The 14200-nt window shown below is 64.9% G+C and carries 13 protein-coding genes and 1 pseudogene; 6 read left to right on the top strand and 8 right to left on the bottom strand.

The window, feature by feature from the left end; all coding sequences use genetic code 11:
* From AB4Y43_RS25730 to AB4Y43_RS25750, 5 genes and pseudogenes are all read right to left on the bottom strand, one after another.
* Positions 1 to 204, bottom strand: a pseudogene (locus AB4Y43_RS25730) (hypothetical protein); the annotation flags it as partial.
* Between the two features lie 230 nt (positions 205 to 434).
* Complete coding sequence (locus AB4Y43_RS25735) at positions 435 to 1151, bottom strand: MIP/aquaporin family protein (protein WP_028203061.1); 717 nt, start codon at positions 1149 to 1151, stop codon at positions 435 to 437.
* Between the two features lie 112 nt (positions 1152 to 1263).
* A complete protein-coding gene (glpK, locus tag AB4Y43_RS25740) occupies positions 1264 to 2766 on the bottom strand; it encodes a glycerol kinase GlpK (RefSeq protein ID WP_368729069.1) in 1503 nt (500 codons plus the stop codon).
* A 93-nt stretch (positions 2767 to 2859) separates the two neighbouring features.
* A complete protein-coding gene (gene glpD, locus AB4Y43_RS25745; RefSeq protein WP_368729070.1) occupies positions 2860 to 4410 on the bottom strand; it encodes a glycerol-3-phosphate dehydrogenase in 1551 nt (516 codons plus the stop codon).
* Between the two features lie 291 nt (positions 4411 to 4701).
* Positions 4702 to 5481, bottom strand: coding sequence for a DeoR/GlpR family DNA-binding transcription regulator (locus AB4Y43_RS25750; RefSeq protein ID WP_069266111.1), 780 nt, complete (start codon positions 5479 to 5481; stop codon positions 4702 to 4704).
* 71 nt (positions 5482 to 5552) lie between these two features.
* Here AB4Y43_RS25750 and AB4Y43_RS25755 point away from each other — a divergent pair, with 71 nt between their 5' ends.
* From AB4Y43_RS25755 to AB4Y43_RS25770, 4 genes are all read left to right on the top strand, one after another.
* Positions 5553 to 6014 (top strand): hypothetical protein, encoded by a 462-nt coding sequence (locus AB4Y43_RS25755; RefSeq protein WP_342947110.1) that lies wholly within the window; start codon positions 5553 to 5555, stop codon positions 6012 to 6014.
* A gap of 94 nt (positions 6015 to 6108) precedes the next feature.
* Positions 6109 to 7500 (top strand): uracil-xanthine permease family protein, encoded by a 1392-nt coding sequence (locus AB4Y43_RS25760; protein ID WP_368729071.1) that lies wholly within the window; start codon positions 6109 to 6111, stop codon positions 7498 to 7500.
* Between the two features lie 103 nt (positions 7501 to 7603).
* On the top strand, positions 7604 to 8194 hold the full coding sequence (locus tag AB4Y43_RS25765) for a helix-turn-helix domain-containing protein (RefSeq protein WP_368729072.1): 591 nt from the start codon (positions 7604 to 7606) through the stop codon (positions 8192 to 8194).
* Positions 8195 to 8247: 53 nt separating this feature from the next.
* Positions 8248 to 8796: an N-acetyltransferase family protein gene (locus AB4Y43_RS25770; RefSeq protein ID WP_368729073.1), complete on the top strand. Its 549-nt coding sequence runs from the start codon at positions 8248 to 8250 to the stop codon at positions 8794 to 8796.
* Between the two features lie 19 nt (positions 8797 to 8815).
* Here AB4Y43_RS25770 and AB4Y43_RS25775 read toward each other — a convergent pair whose 3' ends face one another.
* Positions 8816 to 9169, bottom strand: coding sequence for a hypothetical protein (locus tag AB4Y43_RS25775; RefSeq protein ID WP_368729074.1), 354 nt, complete (start codon positions 9167 to 9169; stop codon positions 8816 to 8818).
* A 353-nt stretch (positions 9170 to 9522) separates the two neighbouring features.
* On the opposite strand from AB4Y43_RS25775, the gene AB4Y43_RS25780 reads away from it, so the two are divergent.
* The gene (locus AB4Y43_RS25780) at positions 9523 to 9792 is read left to right on the top strand and encodes a hypothetical protein (RefSeq protein WP_069266117.1); all 270 of its coding nucleotides are present in this window, start codon (positions 9523 to 9525) and stop codon (positions 9790 to 9792) included.
* Positions 9793 to 9877: 85 nt separating this feature from the next.
* Here AB4Y43_RS25780 and AB4Y43_RS25785 read toward each other — a convergent pair whose 3' ends face one another.
* On the bottom strand, positions 9878 to 12163 hold the full coding sequence (locus AB4Y43_RS25785; RefSeq protein WP_368729075.1) for an NADP-dependent malic enzyme: 2286 nt from the start codon (positions 12161 to 12163) through the stop codon (positions 9878 to 9880).
* Between the two features lie 140 nt (positions 12164 to 12303).
* On the opposite strand from AB4Y43_RS25785, the gene AB4Y43_RS25790 reads away from it, so the two are divergent.
* The gene (locus AB4Y43_RS25790) at positions 12304 to 13269 is read left to right on the top strand and encodes a LysR family transcriptional regulator (RefSeq protein ID WP_069266119.1); all 966 of its coding nucleotides are present in this window, start codon (positions 12304 to 12306) and stop codon (positions 13267 to 13269) included.
* Here the strand turns inward: AB4Y43_RS25790 and AB4Y43_RS25795 are convergent.
* Positions 13266 to 14051, bottom strand: coding sequence for a DinB family protein (locus AB4Y43_RS25795; RefSeq protein WP_368729076.1), 786 nt, complete (start codon positions 14049 to 14051; stop codon positions 13266 to 13268). The genes AB4Y43_RS25790 and AB4Y43_RS25795 overlap by 4 nt on opposite strands.
* Positions 14052 to 14200 lie beyond the last annotated feature (149 nt).

Here is a 14200-nt window from a genome sequence, read left to right on the forward strand (position 1 = left end):
GCCCACGCACGGACCCAGGCGGGTGTCGGCGGGAACGAGCGGCAAGGCGGCGAGATCGTGTCCGGCGAGCTGGCGCAGCGCGGCCGCGCCGAGGCCGTTACCGGCGACGTCCGGCGTGATGCCGGAGAGATCGCGCACGCGCCCCTCGTTATCGATCACACCCGGCTTTTCAGCCCCCTTACTGCCCCAGCGGACCAGCTTCATGCGGCGTCTCCTGATATTGGAATGGATCGTTGACAGCCAATATAGGGGTGCCGCGATAGCCGAACAATCCGAAAGCCGCATGAGGCGATAGCGAAAGCGGATCGCGCCCCTTGTCGCGTTATGTGTCGTGGGTACGCAGAAAAACAGAAGCCCGCGAACGCCGTGGCGTACGCGGGCTTTGTGCACTGCAACGCGCCTGGCTCGCAGGCGCGGCATGAGTCACAGCATGGTCAGTGCATCGCGTGCAGGTAGTGATAGAGACCGGCCGCCGCGGCACCGCCGGCAAGCGGCCCGAACACCGGAATCCACGCATAGCGCCAGTCGCTGTCGCGCTTGCCCGGGATCGGCAGCAGCGCGTGCATGATGCGCGGCGAGAGATCGCGCGCCGGGCTCATCGCGTAGCCGGTCGGCCCGCCGAGCGAAATGCCGATGCCGAGCACGAGCAGGCCCACGGGCAGCGCGTCGAGCGCGCCGAGACCCACCTGCGGCGAGGCCAGATACAGCACGCCGAGGATCAGCACGAAGGTGCAGATCGCTTCCGTCAACACGTTGTGCCGCTTGCTGCGAATAGCGGGCGCCGTGCAGAACACCGCGAGCTTGATATCCGGATCGGCTTCGTTCGCGAAGTGCTGTCGATAGGCAAGCCATACGAGCAGCGCGCCCGCCATGCCGCCGAGCATCTGCGCCGCGATATAACCGCCGACCTTCGACCACGCGAACTTGCCCGCGAGCGCCAGGCTGATCGTGACGATCGGGTTGAGGTGCGCGCCGCTGAAGGAGGCAGTCACGTAGACCGCCACGAACACGGCCATGGCCCAGCCCATCACAATGACGATGAGGTCGGCGCCCTTGCCCTTCGTTTTTGCCAGCAGCACGTTTGCAACGGCGCCGTTACCGAGCAGCACGAGAATGGCCGTGCCGATGAATTCCGCAATATAGGGTGACATGATTGTCGTAGTCTCTCTCTGCCCGCGCGGTGCATGCGCACGAAGCGCATGCGATCCCGCTGCGGGTTATGTTAATTAGTTATGCTTGTATGTTGTAAAGCTGACTCGCGGCTCAGTGCGAGTCGTCCGCCCAGGCCTTGGCCGCGCGCACCGCACGCTGCCAGCCTGCGCGACAGGCGTCCACCTGTGCGCCCTGCATCGACGGCGAGAAACGACGGTCGAGCTTCCACTGGCTCTGCAGTTCGCCCACGTTTTGCCAGTAGCCGGTTGCGAGGCCTGCAAGGTAGGCCGCGCCGAGCGCCGTGGTTTCGGTGATCTTCGGGCGCACCGCATCCACGCCGAGCAGATCGGCCTGGAACTGCATGAGCAGGTTGTTCGCGCTCGCGCCGCCGTCCACGCGCAGTTCGCCCACGCTGATGCCCGAATCCGCTTCCATGGCCGCCAGCACGTCGAGCGACTGGTACGCGATCGAATCGAGCGCCGCGCGCGCGAGATGCGCCGAGGTCGTGCCGCGCGTCACGCCGAACAGCGTGCCGCGTGCGTGCGCGTTCCAGTGCGGCGCGCCGAGGCCCGCGAACGCCGGCACGAGGTACACGCCGTCCGTATGCGGCACGCTTGCGGCGAGCGCTTCGATTTCCGGCGCGCTCTTGATGATGCCCATACCGTCGCGCAGCCACTGCACCACCGCGCCCGCGATGAAGATGCTGCCTTCGAGCGCATAGTTGACTTCGTCGCCGATCTGCCACGCGATCGTCGTAACGAGGTTGTTCTTCGACTCGATGGGCTTCGTGCCCGTGTTCATCATCAGGAAGCAGCCCGTGCCGTAGGTGTTCTTCACCATGCCCGTGCTCGTGCACATCTGGCCGAACATCGCGGCCTGCTGGTCGCCCGCGATGCCGGCCAGCGGAATCTTCGAGGCGAACACCGTGGTCTTGGTCGGACCATATACTTCGGATGACGAACGGACTTCGGGCAGCATGCTGCGCGGAATTTCGAGCGCGTCGAGCAGCTCGTCGTCCCATTGGCGCGTGTGAATATTGAAGAGCATGGTGCGCGACGCATTCGTCACGTCGGTCACGTGCAGTTCGTGCTTCGTGAAGTTCCACACGAGCCAGCTGTCCACAGTGCCGAACGCGAGCTTGCCTTGACGCGCTTTTTCGCGTGCGCCGGGCACGTTGTCGAGAATCCAGCGAATCTTGGTTGCCGAAAAGTACGAATCGATCGGCAGACCCGTTTTCGCGCGCACTTTCTCTTCGAGGCCGCGCGCCTTCAGCGAGTCGCAGAAGTCGGCCGTGCGGCGGTCCTGCCAAACGATGGCGTTATAGACGGGATGGCCCGTCTCCCGATCCCAGACGATCGTCGTCTCGCGCTGGTTCGTAATGCCGATCGCGGCGATGTTGGTGCCGTTCATGCCGGCGCGCGTCACGGCCTCGGCGGCGACGCCAGCCTGGGTCGACCAGATTTCCTGCGGATCGTGCTCGACCCAGCCCGGTTGCGGATAAATCTGTTCGAACTCTTTCTGGGCAACCGAAACGATGTTGCCCTGGCGGTCGAAAAGCATGGCGCGCGAACTCGTGGTGCCCTGGTCGAGCGCAAGAATGTACTGTTCCTGCATGTCTCTCATCTCCGTCTGTACTAGTTGTGATGACGCACCGCGGGGACAGTGCGTGGGGGGTACGTGACCTACCTTGCGTGATGCCGGCGAACTTCAGTGCTGCGCGGTCGCCGTCGCGCTTGTTGCGGCAAACCAGTGATCGATTGCGGCGGCCACGCCGTTGAGCGTGCCCGGCGCGACATGCAGGCCCAGCTTCGAGCGGCGCCACAACACGTCTTCGGCGCGCGTGGCCCATTCGGCGTTGCGCAGGTAGCGCAATTCGGCCTCGAAGATGCCCGGCGCGACTTCGCAGCCGAGGCCCGCGAGCGATTGCGCGTTGTCGAGCAGCCGCTCGGCGCGCGTGCCGTATGCGCGTGCGTAGCGGCGCGCAAGCGGTGCAGGCAGCCACGCATGGCGTCTCGCGAAGTCCTGCGCAAAGGGCTCGAAACGTGCGTTCGCGATATCGCCGCCGGGCAGCGGCGCGCCGGCCGTCCACGAAGGCGCGGCGTGGCCGAGCACGCGGCACAGCATGTCGGAAGCTTCTTCCGCGAGCTTGCGGAAGGTCGTGATCTTGCCGCCGAACACCGAAAGCAGCGGCGCGCCGGCGGTTTCGTCGAGTTCGAGCTTGTAGTCGCGCGTGACGGCGGACGCATTCTCCGCGCCCTCTTCCTCGAGCAGCGGACGCACGCCCGAGTAGGTCCATCGCACGTCGGCCGGCGAGATCTTGCGCTTGAAATAACGGTTGATCGACTCGCACAGGTAGCGCGTTTCGTCGCCGTCGATCGAGACCTTCGCGGGGTCGTGGTGATACTCCACGTCGGTCGTGCCGATGAGCGTGAAGTCGTGCTCGTACGGAATCGCGAAGATGATGCGCTTGTCCGGGTTCTGGAAGATGTACGCGTGGTCGTGCTCGAACAGGCGCTTCGTGACGATATGACTGCCCTTCACGAGCCGCACGCTGTGCTGCGCGCCGCGCCCGAGCGCACCGTGGAGCACCTCGCCCACCCACGGCCCGGCCGCGTTGGCGATGGCGCGGGCGCGCACGTCGAAGGTGCTGCCGTCCGGGCGGCGCAGGAGCGCCTGCCATTCGCTTTGCGCGCCGTTCGTGGCGTTCGTGCGCACGGCGGATACGAGCTTCGTGCGCGTGAGGATTTGCGCGTCGCGCTCCTGCGCGTCGAGCGCGTTGAGCACGACGAGGCGCGCGTCGTCGACCCAGCCGTCCGAATACACGAAGCCGCGCTGGATCGAGTCGATGAGCGGCTCACCCGCCGCATGGCGGCGCATGTCGATGCCGCGCGAACCCGGCAGCAATTCGCGCTTCGCAAGATGGTCGTAGAGAAAGAGGCCCATGCGAATGAGCCAGGCGGGACGCAGATTCGGCATGTGCGGCATGACGAAACGCAGCGGCCACATGATGTGGGGCGCCGCGCGCAGCAGCGTTTCGCGCTCCTGCAGCGCCTTGCGCACGAGCCCGAATTCCCTGTACTCGAGATAGCGCAGCCCGCCGTGAATCAGCTTGGTGCTGCACGACGAGGTATGCGAGGCGAGATCGTCCTGCTCGCAAAGGAGCACCGACAACCCGCGGCCGGCCGCGTCGCGCGCGATGCCCGCGCCGTTGATCCCGCCGCCCACGACGAGCAGATCGTACCGGTTCTGTTGAGTCACCCTGCTGTGTCCCTGAAAGAAAAACGAACCTCTAAATGTTCGAATTCGAAATTTATCGAACATTAACGAAAAAGTAAAGGTTCGGTTTTCGGGCTTTTGACCGAAAGCAGTGCGTAAACGAACATACATCGGACATTATCGAACGTTCGTCGGGCGCGAATGAAAACGGGGCCTTGCGCGCCCGATGGGCAGCACCCCGCCCGCTCGCGAAGCGCGTTGGATGGCAGATCGGAAATGGAGAAGACGCACAGACGACGCGCCCGGAAAAAGCGCGTACGAAAACCCCGCGGCTTATGCGGCGACGTGAACCTGCGTGCCCGCGGCGAGCACCGCCTCGTTCATTTCCTCGGGCAGCGGCTGGTCGGTGAAGAGCGCGTGGATCTGGCTCAGGTGCCCCTGGCGCACGAGCGCCGGGCGGCCGACCTTCGAATGGTCGGCCACGAGGTAGACCGTGCGCGCATGTTCGATGATGGCCTGCGCCACGCGGACTTCGCGCGTGTCGAAGTCGCGCAGCGTGCCGTCGGTCTCGATGGCCGAGGTGCCGATGATCGCGTAATCCACCTTGAACTGGCGGATGAAGTCGATGGTGTGCTCGCCGACGATGCCTTTGTCCCAGGGTCGCACGACGCCGCCCGTGATCATCACTTCGCAGTCGGGGTAGCCGCTCATCACGCTCGCCACGTTGAGGTTGTTCGTGACGACGCGCAGTCCCTGATGATGATTGAGCGCGCGCGCGACTTCCTCGGTCGTGGTGCCGAGGTTGATGAAGAGCGAGGCCTGATCGGGAATGTGCTGGGCCGCCAGGGCCGCGATGCGGCGCTTCTCCTCGTGGAACATGTGCTGCCGTGCACTGTACGAGACGTTCTCCGCACTCGTGGGCAGGCTCGCGCCGCCGTGATAGCGGCGCAGCAGATTCATGTCGGCGAGCCAGTTCACGTCGCGGCGAATGGTTTGCGGCGTGACGTCGAAATGCGAGGCGAGATCGTCGACCGTGACGAAGCCGTCGCGTTGCACCCATTCGAGCATTGCCTGCTGGCGCGCGTTCAGGGTGAGGCGAGGATCTCGTGTCATTGGCTCGTTTGGCATGCAAGTGAGGACCGACCTATTGTAAGGGCTTGCCCACCCGAATCAGGAGAAAGCCGATGCATGCCGTACGCAAATGGATAGCAGGCGCCGCCGTGGCCGCCATGCTGGCCCCGCTGTGGGCCCCGCTGCTGAACCCGCTTCCCGCCGCCGCGCAAACGAACCCCGGCGCGACGCCTCCGGCTGCGCCCGCCGCCTCCGCCACGCCAGCCGGCGACGGCACCTTCCTCCTGACGATCTTCCTGAAGCACGACGAGTCGAAGCCGCTGCCGAAGATCAATCAGCAACTCGCGGAACAGGGCTTCTACAAGGCCTTCCCGCCGCCCGGCATCGAAGTGGTCTCGTGGTACGTGATGATGGGGATCGGCCAGGTCGTGACGCTGCGGGTGCCCGCCGACCGCCTGCGCGAGGTGAACCGCGCGATCGAGGAAACCGCATGGGGCGGCTACCACACGGAGTTTTATCCGACCTATGACTACAAGGCGCTCGCCGAGCAGGCGCGGGCGCGCAACGGCAAGTAGCGGGACGCGGGCGCGCCCTGAAGCAGGCGCGCCCAGGGTTGCCCCGAAGCTTCCGTTAAAATGCTGCGCTTTCTCTATTCCCCCGCCGCGCCCGATGCACTCCGCTCCATCGACCTCGCCCGCCGCTGCCCGCGAAGCGAACGACACCGAACTCACCCACGACCTCGTCTACGGCCCCAACGACCGCCCCGCGCCCACCATCACCTTCGTGGCCGCGCTCCAGCATCTGCTCGCGATCCTCGTGCCGATCGTGACGCCAGGGCTCCTGATCTGCCAGGCGCTGGGCGTCTCCAGCCGCGACACCACGCTGATCGTCTCGATGTCGCTGGTGATCTCCGGCATCGCCACGTTCCTGCAATGCAAGCGCGTCGGGCCGCTCGGCGCAGGCCTGCTCATCGTGCAGGGCACGAGCTTCAACTTCGTCGGACCGCTCATCGCGGGCGGCAGCCTGATGGTCAAGCAGGGCACGCCCGTCGAAACCGTGATGGCCGCCATCTTCGGCGTCGTCATTGCGGGCTCGTTCGTCGAAATGGCCGTGTCGCGCATCCTGCCCTTCATCAAGCGGCTCATCACCCCGCTCGTCACCGGCATCGTCGTGCTGCTGATCGGCCTCACGCTCATCAAGGTCGGCCTCATCAGCATGGGCGGCGGCTATGGCGCCATCGCCAAAGGCAACTTCGCGAGCGTCCAGAACCTCACGCTCTCGGGCCTCGTGCTCGGCACCATCATCGTGCTCAACCGCGTGCCCGTCGTTTGGGTGCGCAGCACGGCGCTCGTCATCGCACTCGCCATCGGCTATATCGTTGCGGGCGCAATGGGTCGGCTCGACTTCACCGGCGCGCGCGAAGCCGCGCTGTTCCAGATTCCGACCCCCCTGCATTTCGGCCTGGGCTTCTCGTGGTCGCTCTTCGTGCCGATGCTGATCATCTACCTCGTGACCTCGCTCGAAGCGATCGGCGACGTCACCGCCACCAGCAAGGTGTCGAAGGAGCCGGTGGAAGGCCCAGTGTGGATGCGGCGCATCAAGGGCGGCGTGCTCGTGAACGGCTTCAACTCGCTGCTCGCGGGCTTCTTCAACACGTTTCCCAGCTCCGTGTTCGCGCAGAACAACGGCGTCATCCAGCTCACCGGCATTGCCAGCCGCCACGTTGGCCTCTGGATCGCGGGCATGCTCGTCGTGCTGGGCCTCTTCCCGCCCGTGGCCGGCGTGCTGCAGGCCGTACCCGAACCCGTGCTGGGCGGCGCAGCCATGGTGATGTTCGGCGCGGTGGCCGCTTCGGGCATCAACATCCTCGCGGGCACGCGCCTCGACCGCCGCGCGCTGCTCATCATCGCCGTGTCGCTGGCACTGGGCCTGGGCGTCTCGCAGGTGCCGGAGATTCTGACCAGCCTCCCGCATGCGCTCAAGAACGTGCTGGAGTCGGGCGTCGCAACGGGCGGCATTTGCGCGCTCGTGATGAACTGGTTCCTGCCGGAAAAGGCTTAACGCTCGTCGAGCGTGTGGCCCTGATGCCGGGCCGCACGCTTTTTTATTGACCATAATTTCCAATTTACTGGATAATGACTCCATCATCTTGGAAACGAACCCCATGGATACCCCGACCGACCCCGGCATCAACGAGCGCATTGCCCGCTGCGTGCGCGAGCTGCGCGCCACGCGCGGCCTCACGCTCGACGCGCTGGCGACGCGCAGCGGCGTGAGCCGTTCAATGATCTCGATGATCGAGCGCGGCGCCGCCAGCCCCACGGCCGTAGTGCTCGAAAAGCTCGCGGCGGGGCTGTCGGTCTCGATGGCGAGCCTGTTCGGCGCCAGCGGCGAGAGCACGCCCGCCGAGCCGCTGGTACGCCGTGCGCAGCAGGAACAGTGGCGCGACCCGCAATCGGGCTATATGCGGCGGAGCGTGTCGCCGCCCAACTGGCCTTCGCCGATCCAGCTGGTCGAAGTGGATTTCCCGGCCGGCGCGCGCGTAGCCTACGAAACGGGCAGCCGCGAGACTGTGATCCACCAGCAGGTCTGGGTGATGGAAGGACGGATCGACGTGGAACTGGGCACCGAACGCCATGCGCTTCATGCGGGCGATTGCCTCGCCATGCGGCTCGATCAGCCGCTCATCTTCAGCAATCCCGGTTCGCAGGCCGCGCGCTACGTCGTCGCGATTTGCGACGCGAGCGGACTCTGAACCCGCGTCATTCGCCTCGATCTTCCACCCTATATATTTAAAGAGGATTCCCTATGAATTCGAACTCACGCAGCGCTGGCGTGCGCTTCATCGATTGCAACGAAACGGACCACGCGTCGGCGATTCTCGAGATCCTCAACGACGCGATCGTCAATTCGACCGCGCTCTACGACTACAAGCCGCGTCCGCCCGAGGCCATGGTCACGTGGTTCGGCACCAAGCGCGCGAACGGCTTTCCGGTAGTGGGCGCCGTAGACGAGGCCGGCACGCTGCTCGGCTTCGCGAGCTGGGGCACGTTTCGCGCGTTTCCCGCCAACAAGTACACTGTCGAGCACAGCGTGTACGTGCACCGCGACCAGCGCGGCCGTGGCCTCGGCGAACGCCTGCTGCTCGAGTTGATCCGCCGCGCCCGTGAGGAACAGATTCACGTGATCGTCGGCTGCATCGACGCCACCAATGCCGGCAGCATCGCGCTGCACGACAAGCTGGGCTTCACGCACTCGGGCACGATCAAGGAAGCAGGATTCAAGTTCGGACGCTGGCTCGACGCCGCGTTCTACCAGCTCAATCTGGAGATGCCCGCCCCGCCGGTGGACGGCTGACGCTCGCGCGCCCGGCGCCTCAACGTGCGCTCGAGCGGGCCGCAGCCGCCGTCATGGCGTTGCGGATATGGCGCGCCCGCAGCGGCGCATGGGCCACGCGCTTCGAGGCGCACGCCGCGCGCGTGGCACGCAGCTTCGCCTGACTGCGGCTGCGGGACTCGACCTCGCGCGTGGCGCGCCGCGCCTGCCGGCGCACGACGAGCAGCACGCCGCCTATGGCCGCGACCACGGCCACGCGAAACGGCGACGACTCGAAGGCGCGCTCCGGCACGTGCAGCAGAAGAATGGAAATGAACACGGCGACCTGAATGAGGATCGCCGAAAGCGAAGCGACGAACAGGTAGGCGTGCAGGCGATCGGTCGGCGGCTTCATGGGGCTGCACTCCAGAAAGTTGCGCGGACAACGATATCGAGTCTGGCTGGTTATACCCTACGCCTCGCGAATGTCAGGCGCATGGCAACGCGCGAAGCTGGGCAGCGTGAAGGGATCGTGCCTGCTCCAGGCTGATGAGAACCTTAAGGAAAGGCGCCTGCGATTACGCTTTTATCGTCGGACGATAATTATTTTTGCACCTTACCGACCAACGCCTTTCAGCGCCTTTCGTCTTGCCTCGATTGATGCGCAGCGCAGAAAGGTCTCTTCCAGTTCATTCAGTGCTTACCTAAGGTTGACTTAAGCTCGCGCGCCGTACCCTTGCAGGTTGTAATCCGCACGGCAATGCAGTCATGAATCGCACTTATGAATATCGCGGCTACGCAATCCGCGTTGGCGTCGAAGCAAATGGCACGCTCCCGCTCGAGCGCCTGGAAATCGAACGGCCTCGCTATGCAGCGGTGGTGAGCATCGCGGCAATCGACGAGCGCGCCGTCCCCTCGCCCCTGAGAATCGACAACGCCGCCGGGCTGCCCTTCCACTCCGATATCGACGCCTTGATGGGCGGCTACAGCGCGGCCTGCCGCCTGATCGACGAACAGCTCGCCGCAACGGCGCCCTGACCTGCCAAAGCAAAAAAACGCGCGACAGCTGGAAGCCATCGCGCGTTTTTCATCGGGACGCACTGTGTGCGTCCTGTGCCTGCGTTTAGTCGCGGTTCGCCTGCAACACGGTCAAAGCGGCCATGTTGATGATGCGTCGCACCGTCGAGCTCGACGTCAGCACGTTCACCGGCGCATTCACGCCCAGCAGGAACGGGCCGACCGCCACGTTGCTGCCCGCACCCGTCTTGAGCAGGTTGTAGGCGATGTTGCCCGAGTCCACGTTCGGGCACACGAGCAGGTTCGCCGCGCCCTTGAGCTTCGAATGCGGCAGGATGCGCAGGCGCAGGGCTTCGTCCAGCGCGCAGTCGCCGTGCATTTCCCCGTCGATTTCCAGGTCGGGATTTTTTTCCGTCACCAGCTTGAGCACTTCGCGCATCTTCGTGCCCGAAGCCGAGCTGCCCGAGCCGAAGTTCGAACGCGAGAGCAGCGCTACCTTCGGCTGCAGGTTCAGCCATTCCATCTGGCGTGCCGCGGCCAGCGTGAATTCGGCGATCTGCTCGGCGTTCGGGTTGTCGTTCACGTGCGTGTCGACGATCGCGACCGTGCGCTTGTCGAGCAGCAGGATGTTCATCGCCGCGTACGTATTCGCGTTGCGCTGCTTGCCGATCACCTCGTCGACGAAGCGCAGGTGGTCGTGATACGCGCCCACCGTGCCGCACACCATGCCGTCCGCGTCGCCCAGGCGCACCATCATCGCGCCGATCAGCGTGAGGCGGCGGCGCATTTCCACGCGCGCCATCTCCTTCGAAATGCCGTCGCGGCAACGCAGTTCCCAATAGGTCGTCCAGTACTGGTGGAAGCGCTCGTCGTACTCGGGGTTCGTGACTTCCACGTCTTCGCCGAGCTTCAGCCGCAGGCCGAACTTCTCGATGCGAGCGAGCAGCACTTCCGGACGGCCGATCAGGATCGGACGCGCAAGCTTCTCGTCGACGATCACCTGCACCGCGCGCAGCACGCGCTCCTCCTCGCCTTCGGCGAACACGATGCGCGACTTGCCGCCATCACGCACGAACTGCTTCGCGGTCGCGAAAATCGGCTTCATGAACGCGCCCGAGTGATACACGAACTGCTGAAGCTCGTTCGTGTAGGCGGCGAAGTCGTCGATCGGGCGCGTGGCCACGCCGTCTTCCATCGCCGCCTTCGCAACGGCCGGCGCAATACGCACGATCAGACGCGAGTCGAACGGCTTCGGAATCAGGTACTTCGGGCCGAAGCGCAGGTCATAGGCGCCGTATGCGGCCGCCACCGAATCGTTCAGCTCTTCTTCCGCGAGCTTGGCGATCGCGTGCACCGCCGCGATTTCCATGTTGCGCGTGATGGTCGTTGCACCGACATCGAGTGCGCCGCGGAAGATGTACGGGAAGCACAGCACGTTGTTGACCTGGTTCGGGAAGTCCGAACGGCCCGTGGCGATCACCGCGTCCGGGCGCGCTTCGAGCGCGACCTCGGGGAAGATTTCCGGCGTGGGGTTGGCAAGCGCGAGAATCAGCGGCTGGTCCGCCATCTTCTTGACCATTTCGGCCTTGAGCACGCCGCCGGCCGACAGGCCGAGGAACACGTCCGCGCCTTCGATCACGTCGGACAGCGAGCGCGCCGAGGTGTCCTGCGCGAAGCGTTCCTTGTCCGGGTCCATGAGCGTCGTGCGGCCCTGGTAGACCACGCCGTCGATGTCGGTCACCCAGATGTTCTTGAGCGGCAGGCCCAGATCCACCATGAGATCCAGACAGGCCAGCGCCGCCGCGCCCGCGCCCGAGGTCACGACCTTGACCTTCGAGATGTCCTTGCCGATCACTTTCAGGCCGTTCATGAACGCCGCCGAAACGGTGATGGCGGTGCCGTGCTGATCGTCGTGGAAGACCGGAATCTTCATGCGCTCGCGCAGCTTGCGCTCGACCGTGAAGCAGTCGGGGGCCTTGATGTCTTCCAGATTGATGCCGCCGAAGGTGGCTTCGAGGCTCGCGATGATGTCCACGAGCTTGTCCGGGTCGCTCTCCGTGATTTCGATGTCGAACACGTCGATGCCGGCGAACTTCTTGAAGAGCACCGCCTTGCCTTCCATAACCGGCTTCGAGGCCAGCGCGCCGATGTTGCCGAGGCCGAGGACGGCCGTGCCGTTCGTGATCACGCCCACCAGATTGCCGCGCGCCGTGTAGCGGAACGAGTTCTGCGGATTGTCGACGATCTCCTCGCAGGCCACGGCCACACCCGGCGTATAGGCGAGCGCGAGGTCGCGCTGGGTGACGAGCGGCTTGCTGGCCGTCACCGAAATCTTGCCCGGGGTGGGGAATTCGTGATATTCGAGGGCGGCCTGACGATCGGTCTTGTTCATGTTCCTCACTCTGATGGTGTGCCGCACGCACGGAAGGCGCGGCGGTCATGTTCGAATGAGGCGATTCTAGAGAGACCTCATAACCTGCTCATTTTGATTTAGTATGGGGCCATCATTTTTTGGTAATACCCTGGGGAATCGTGTCTTTCAGCATTGACGACGTGACGAGGCGGTTGAATACGCGCCTGAAAATGCGCCATCTGGTCCTGCTCCTGCAAATCCGCCAGCACGGCTCGCTCACGCGCGTGGCGGAACACATGGCGACGAGCCAGCCCGCCGTCACCAACGCGCTGGCTGAAATGGAGAGCATGTTCGGCGCGCCGCTCTTCGACCGCACGCCGCGCGGTATGACGCCTACAGCGCTCGGCAATGTGGTGCTCGCACGTGCCCAGGCCATGCTGCACGACCTGGACCACCTCGCGCGCGACATCGAAGCCGTGGTGGCCGGCCACGCCACGCGCGTGCACGTGGGCGTGATTCCGTTCATCTCGGGGCGCACGCTCGCCGCCGCCATTCGCCTCACGCAGTCGCGGCTGCCGCAACGCGTCACCATGACGATTCATGAAGGCACGAGCGACGCACTCCTTCCGCAACTGCGCGACCATACGCTCGATATCGTGATCGGGCGCGCGTCTTCGGCGGTCGACGTCTCGCAGTTGCGCTTCGAGGTGCTGCATCAGCAAAAGCCGCGGCTCATCGCCAGCCGCCGGCTCGCGGCGCGGCTCGCGCGCGGCAAGCTCGACTGGGAAAAGCTTGTCGAACTGGACTGGATCCTGGGCGCGCCGCACACGCCCATCCGCGAGCAGATTTCCGACCTCTTCCTGCACGCGGGCGTGGCGCCGCCCGTGCCGATCGTGGAGAGCTACACGTCGCGGCTGATCGGCGAGATGATCAGCACGAACGAGAACGCCGTGTCGATCGTGCCCGCCGATATCGCCGAGGAACTCGTGCACTTCGCGGGCGTGGCGATCGTGCCGTACACGCTCGACTGGACGCTGCCGCCGGTTGCGATGTTCACGCGCGCGGGCGTGCTGCGCGACGTCGACGCCACCTTCGGGCAGTCGCTGCGCGAGCTGTACCAGGAGGCTGAAAAGGCGCGGGGTTAAGCCGCTTCCTGCAGCTCGCTTTCCAGCTCTTCCAGCTCCAGCCCGTGAGTACGGTCATGGTCGAGCAGTTCACGCACGAGTTCTTCCAGCGTCATGCGCCGGACGCCGTCGCGCAGCCCGCAGCGCAAGCGCTGCTCGGGCGTGAGGCGTTTGAGCGAGGCGCAAAGACGGCGCCGCCCTTCGCTGAATTCACCCATTGCGGCGACGAGATCTTGCTTCAGGTATTCGCGTTCTTCCGCGAGCACCATGCCGTTCACCGATGCGATTTCCGGCAGTTGAGCCTTGCGCACGACACTGAATCGTTCGCCGAATACGGCGTCGAGATCGCGCAAATGGCACGCGTGCTCGAGCAACGAGAAGCCCGTGCCGCCTGGCCGGCGCGCCCATAGGTCCATAGGCACGCGCTCGACGAGCGCCGCGAAGCGCTCCGGCATGGTTGCGAGCGCTTCGATCACCGCTTCGAACGGCAGGACCACCGGCTGCGCGCTGAACACCGCACCATAGCTGAAAAGCGCCCCGCTCACGCGGCCCCGCGCCTGAGCGACTTCGTGGCCGTGGCGGCGCATCACCTCGGCAACCAGCGCGCCGCAGTATTGGCGCGCCGTGGTGTCTTCGCCGATTTCCGGAAACTTCTGCGCGATTTCCTCGGCCACGGCGGCAATCGCCGCCACGCCGACGCGTGAGAGTACTGCGTACTCCACATAGCGCCCAGGCGCGTCGATCAAGGCTTCCAGCTGGCTGGCGAGCGGTGTCGCCTTGAAACGGTCGAAGCGTGAATGCACGTTGCCTCCTAATAGCTCGAATCGTAACGTATCAAAACGATACGTTACAAAACGCGAAGCGGCAAGTGCTCGAATGCAAACGGGGCGCGGACTTGATCGACGCGCCGATTTAGGTGTTTACCCGTAATCGTATTGTCAGCTGGTTATCG

This window comes from Paraburkholderia sp. BR10872 (assembly GCF_040965835.1).
Classification (GTDB): Bacteria; Pseudomonadota; Gammaproteobacteria; order Burkholderiales; family Burkholderiaceae; genus Paraburkholderia; species Paraburkholderia nodosa_A.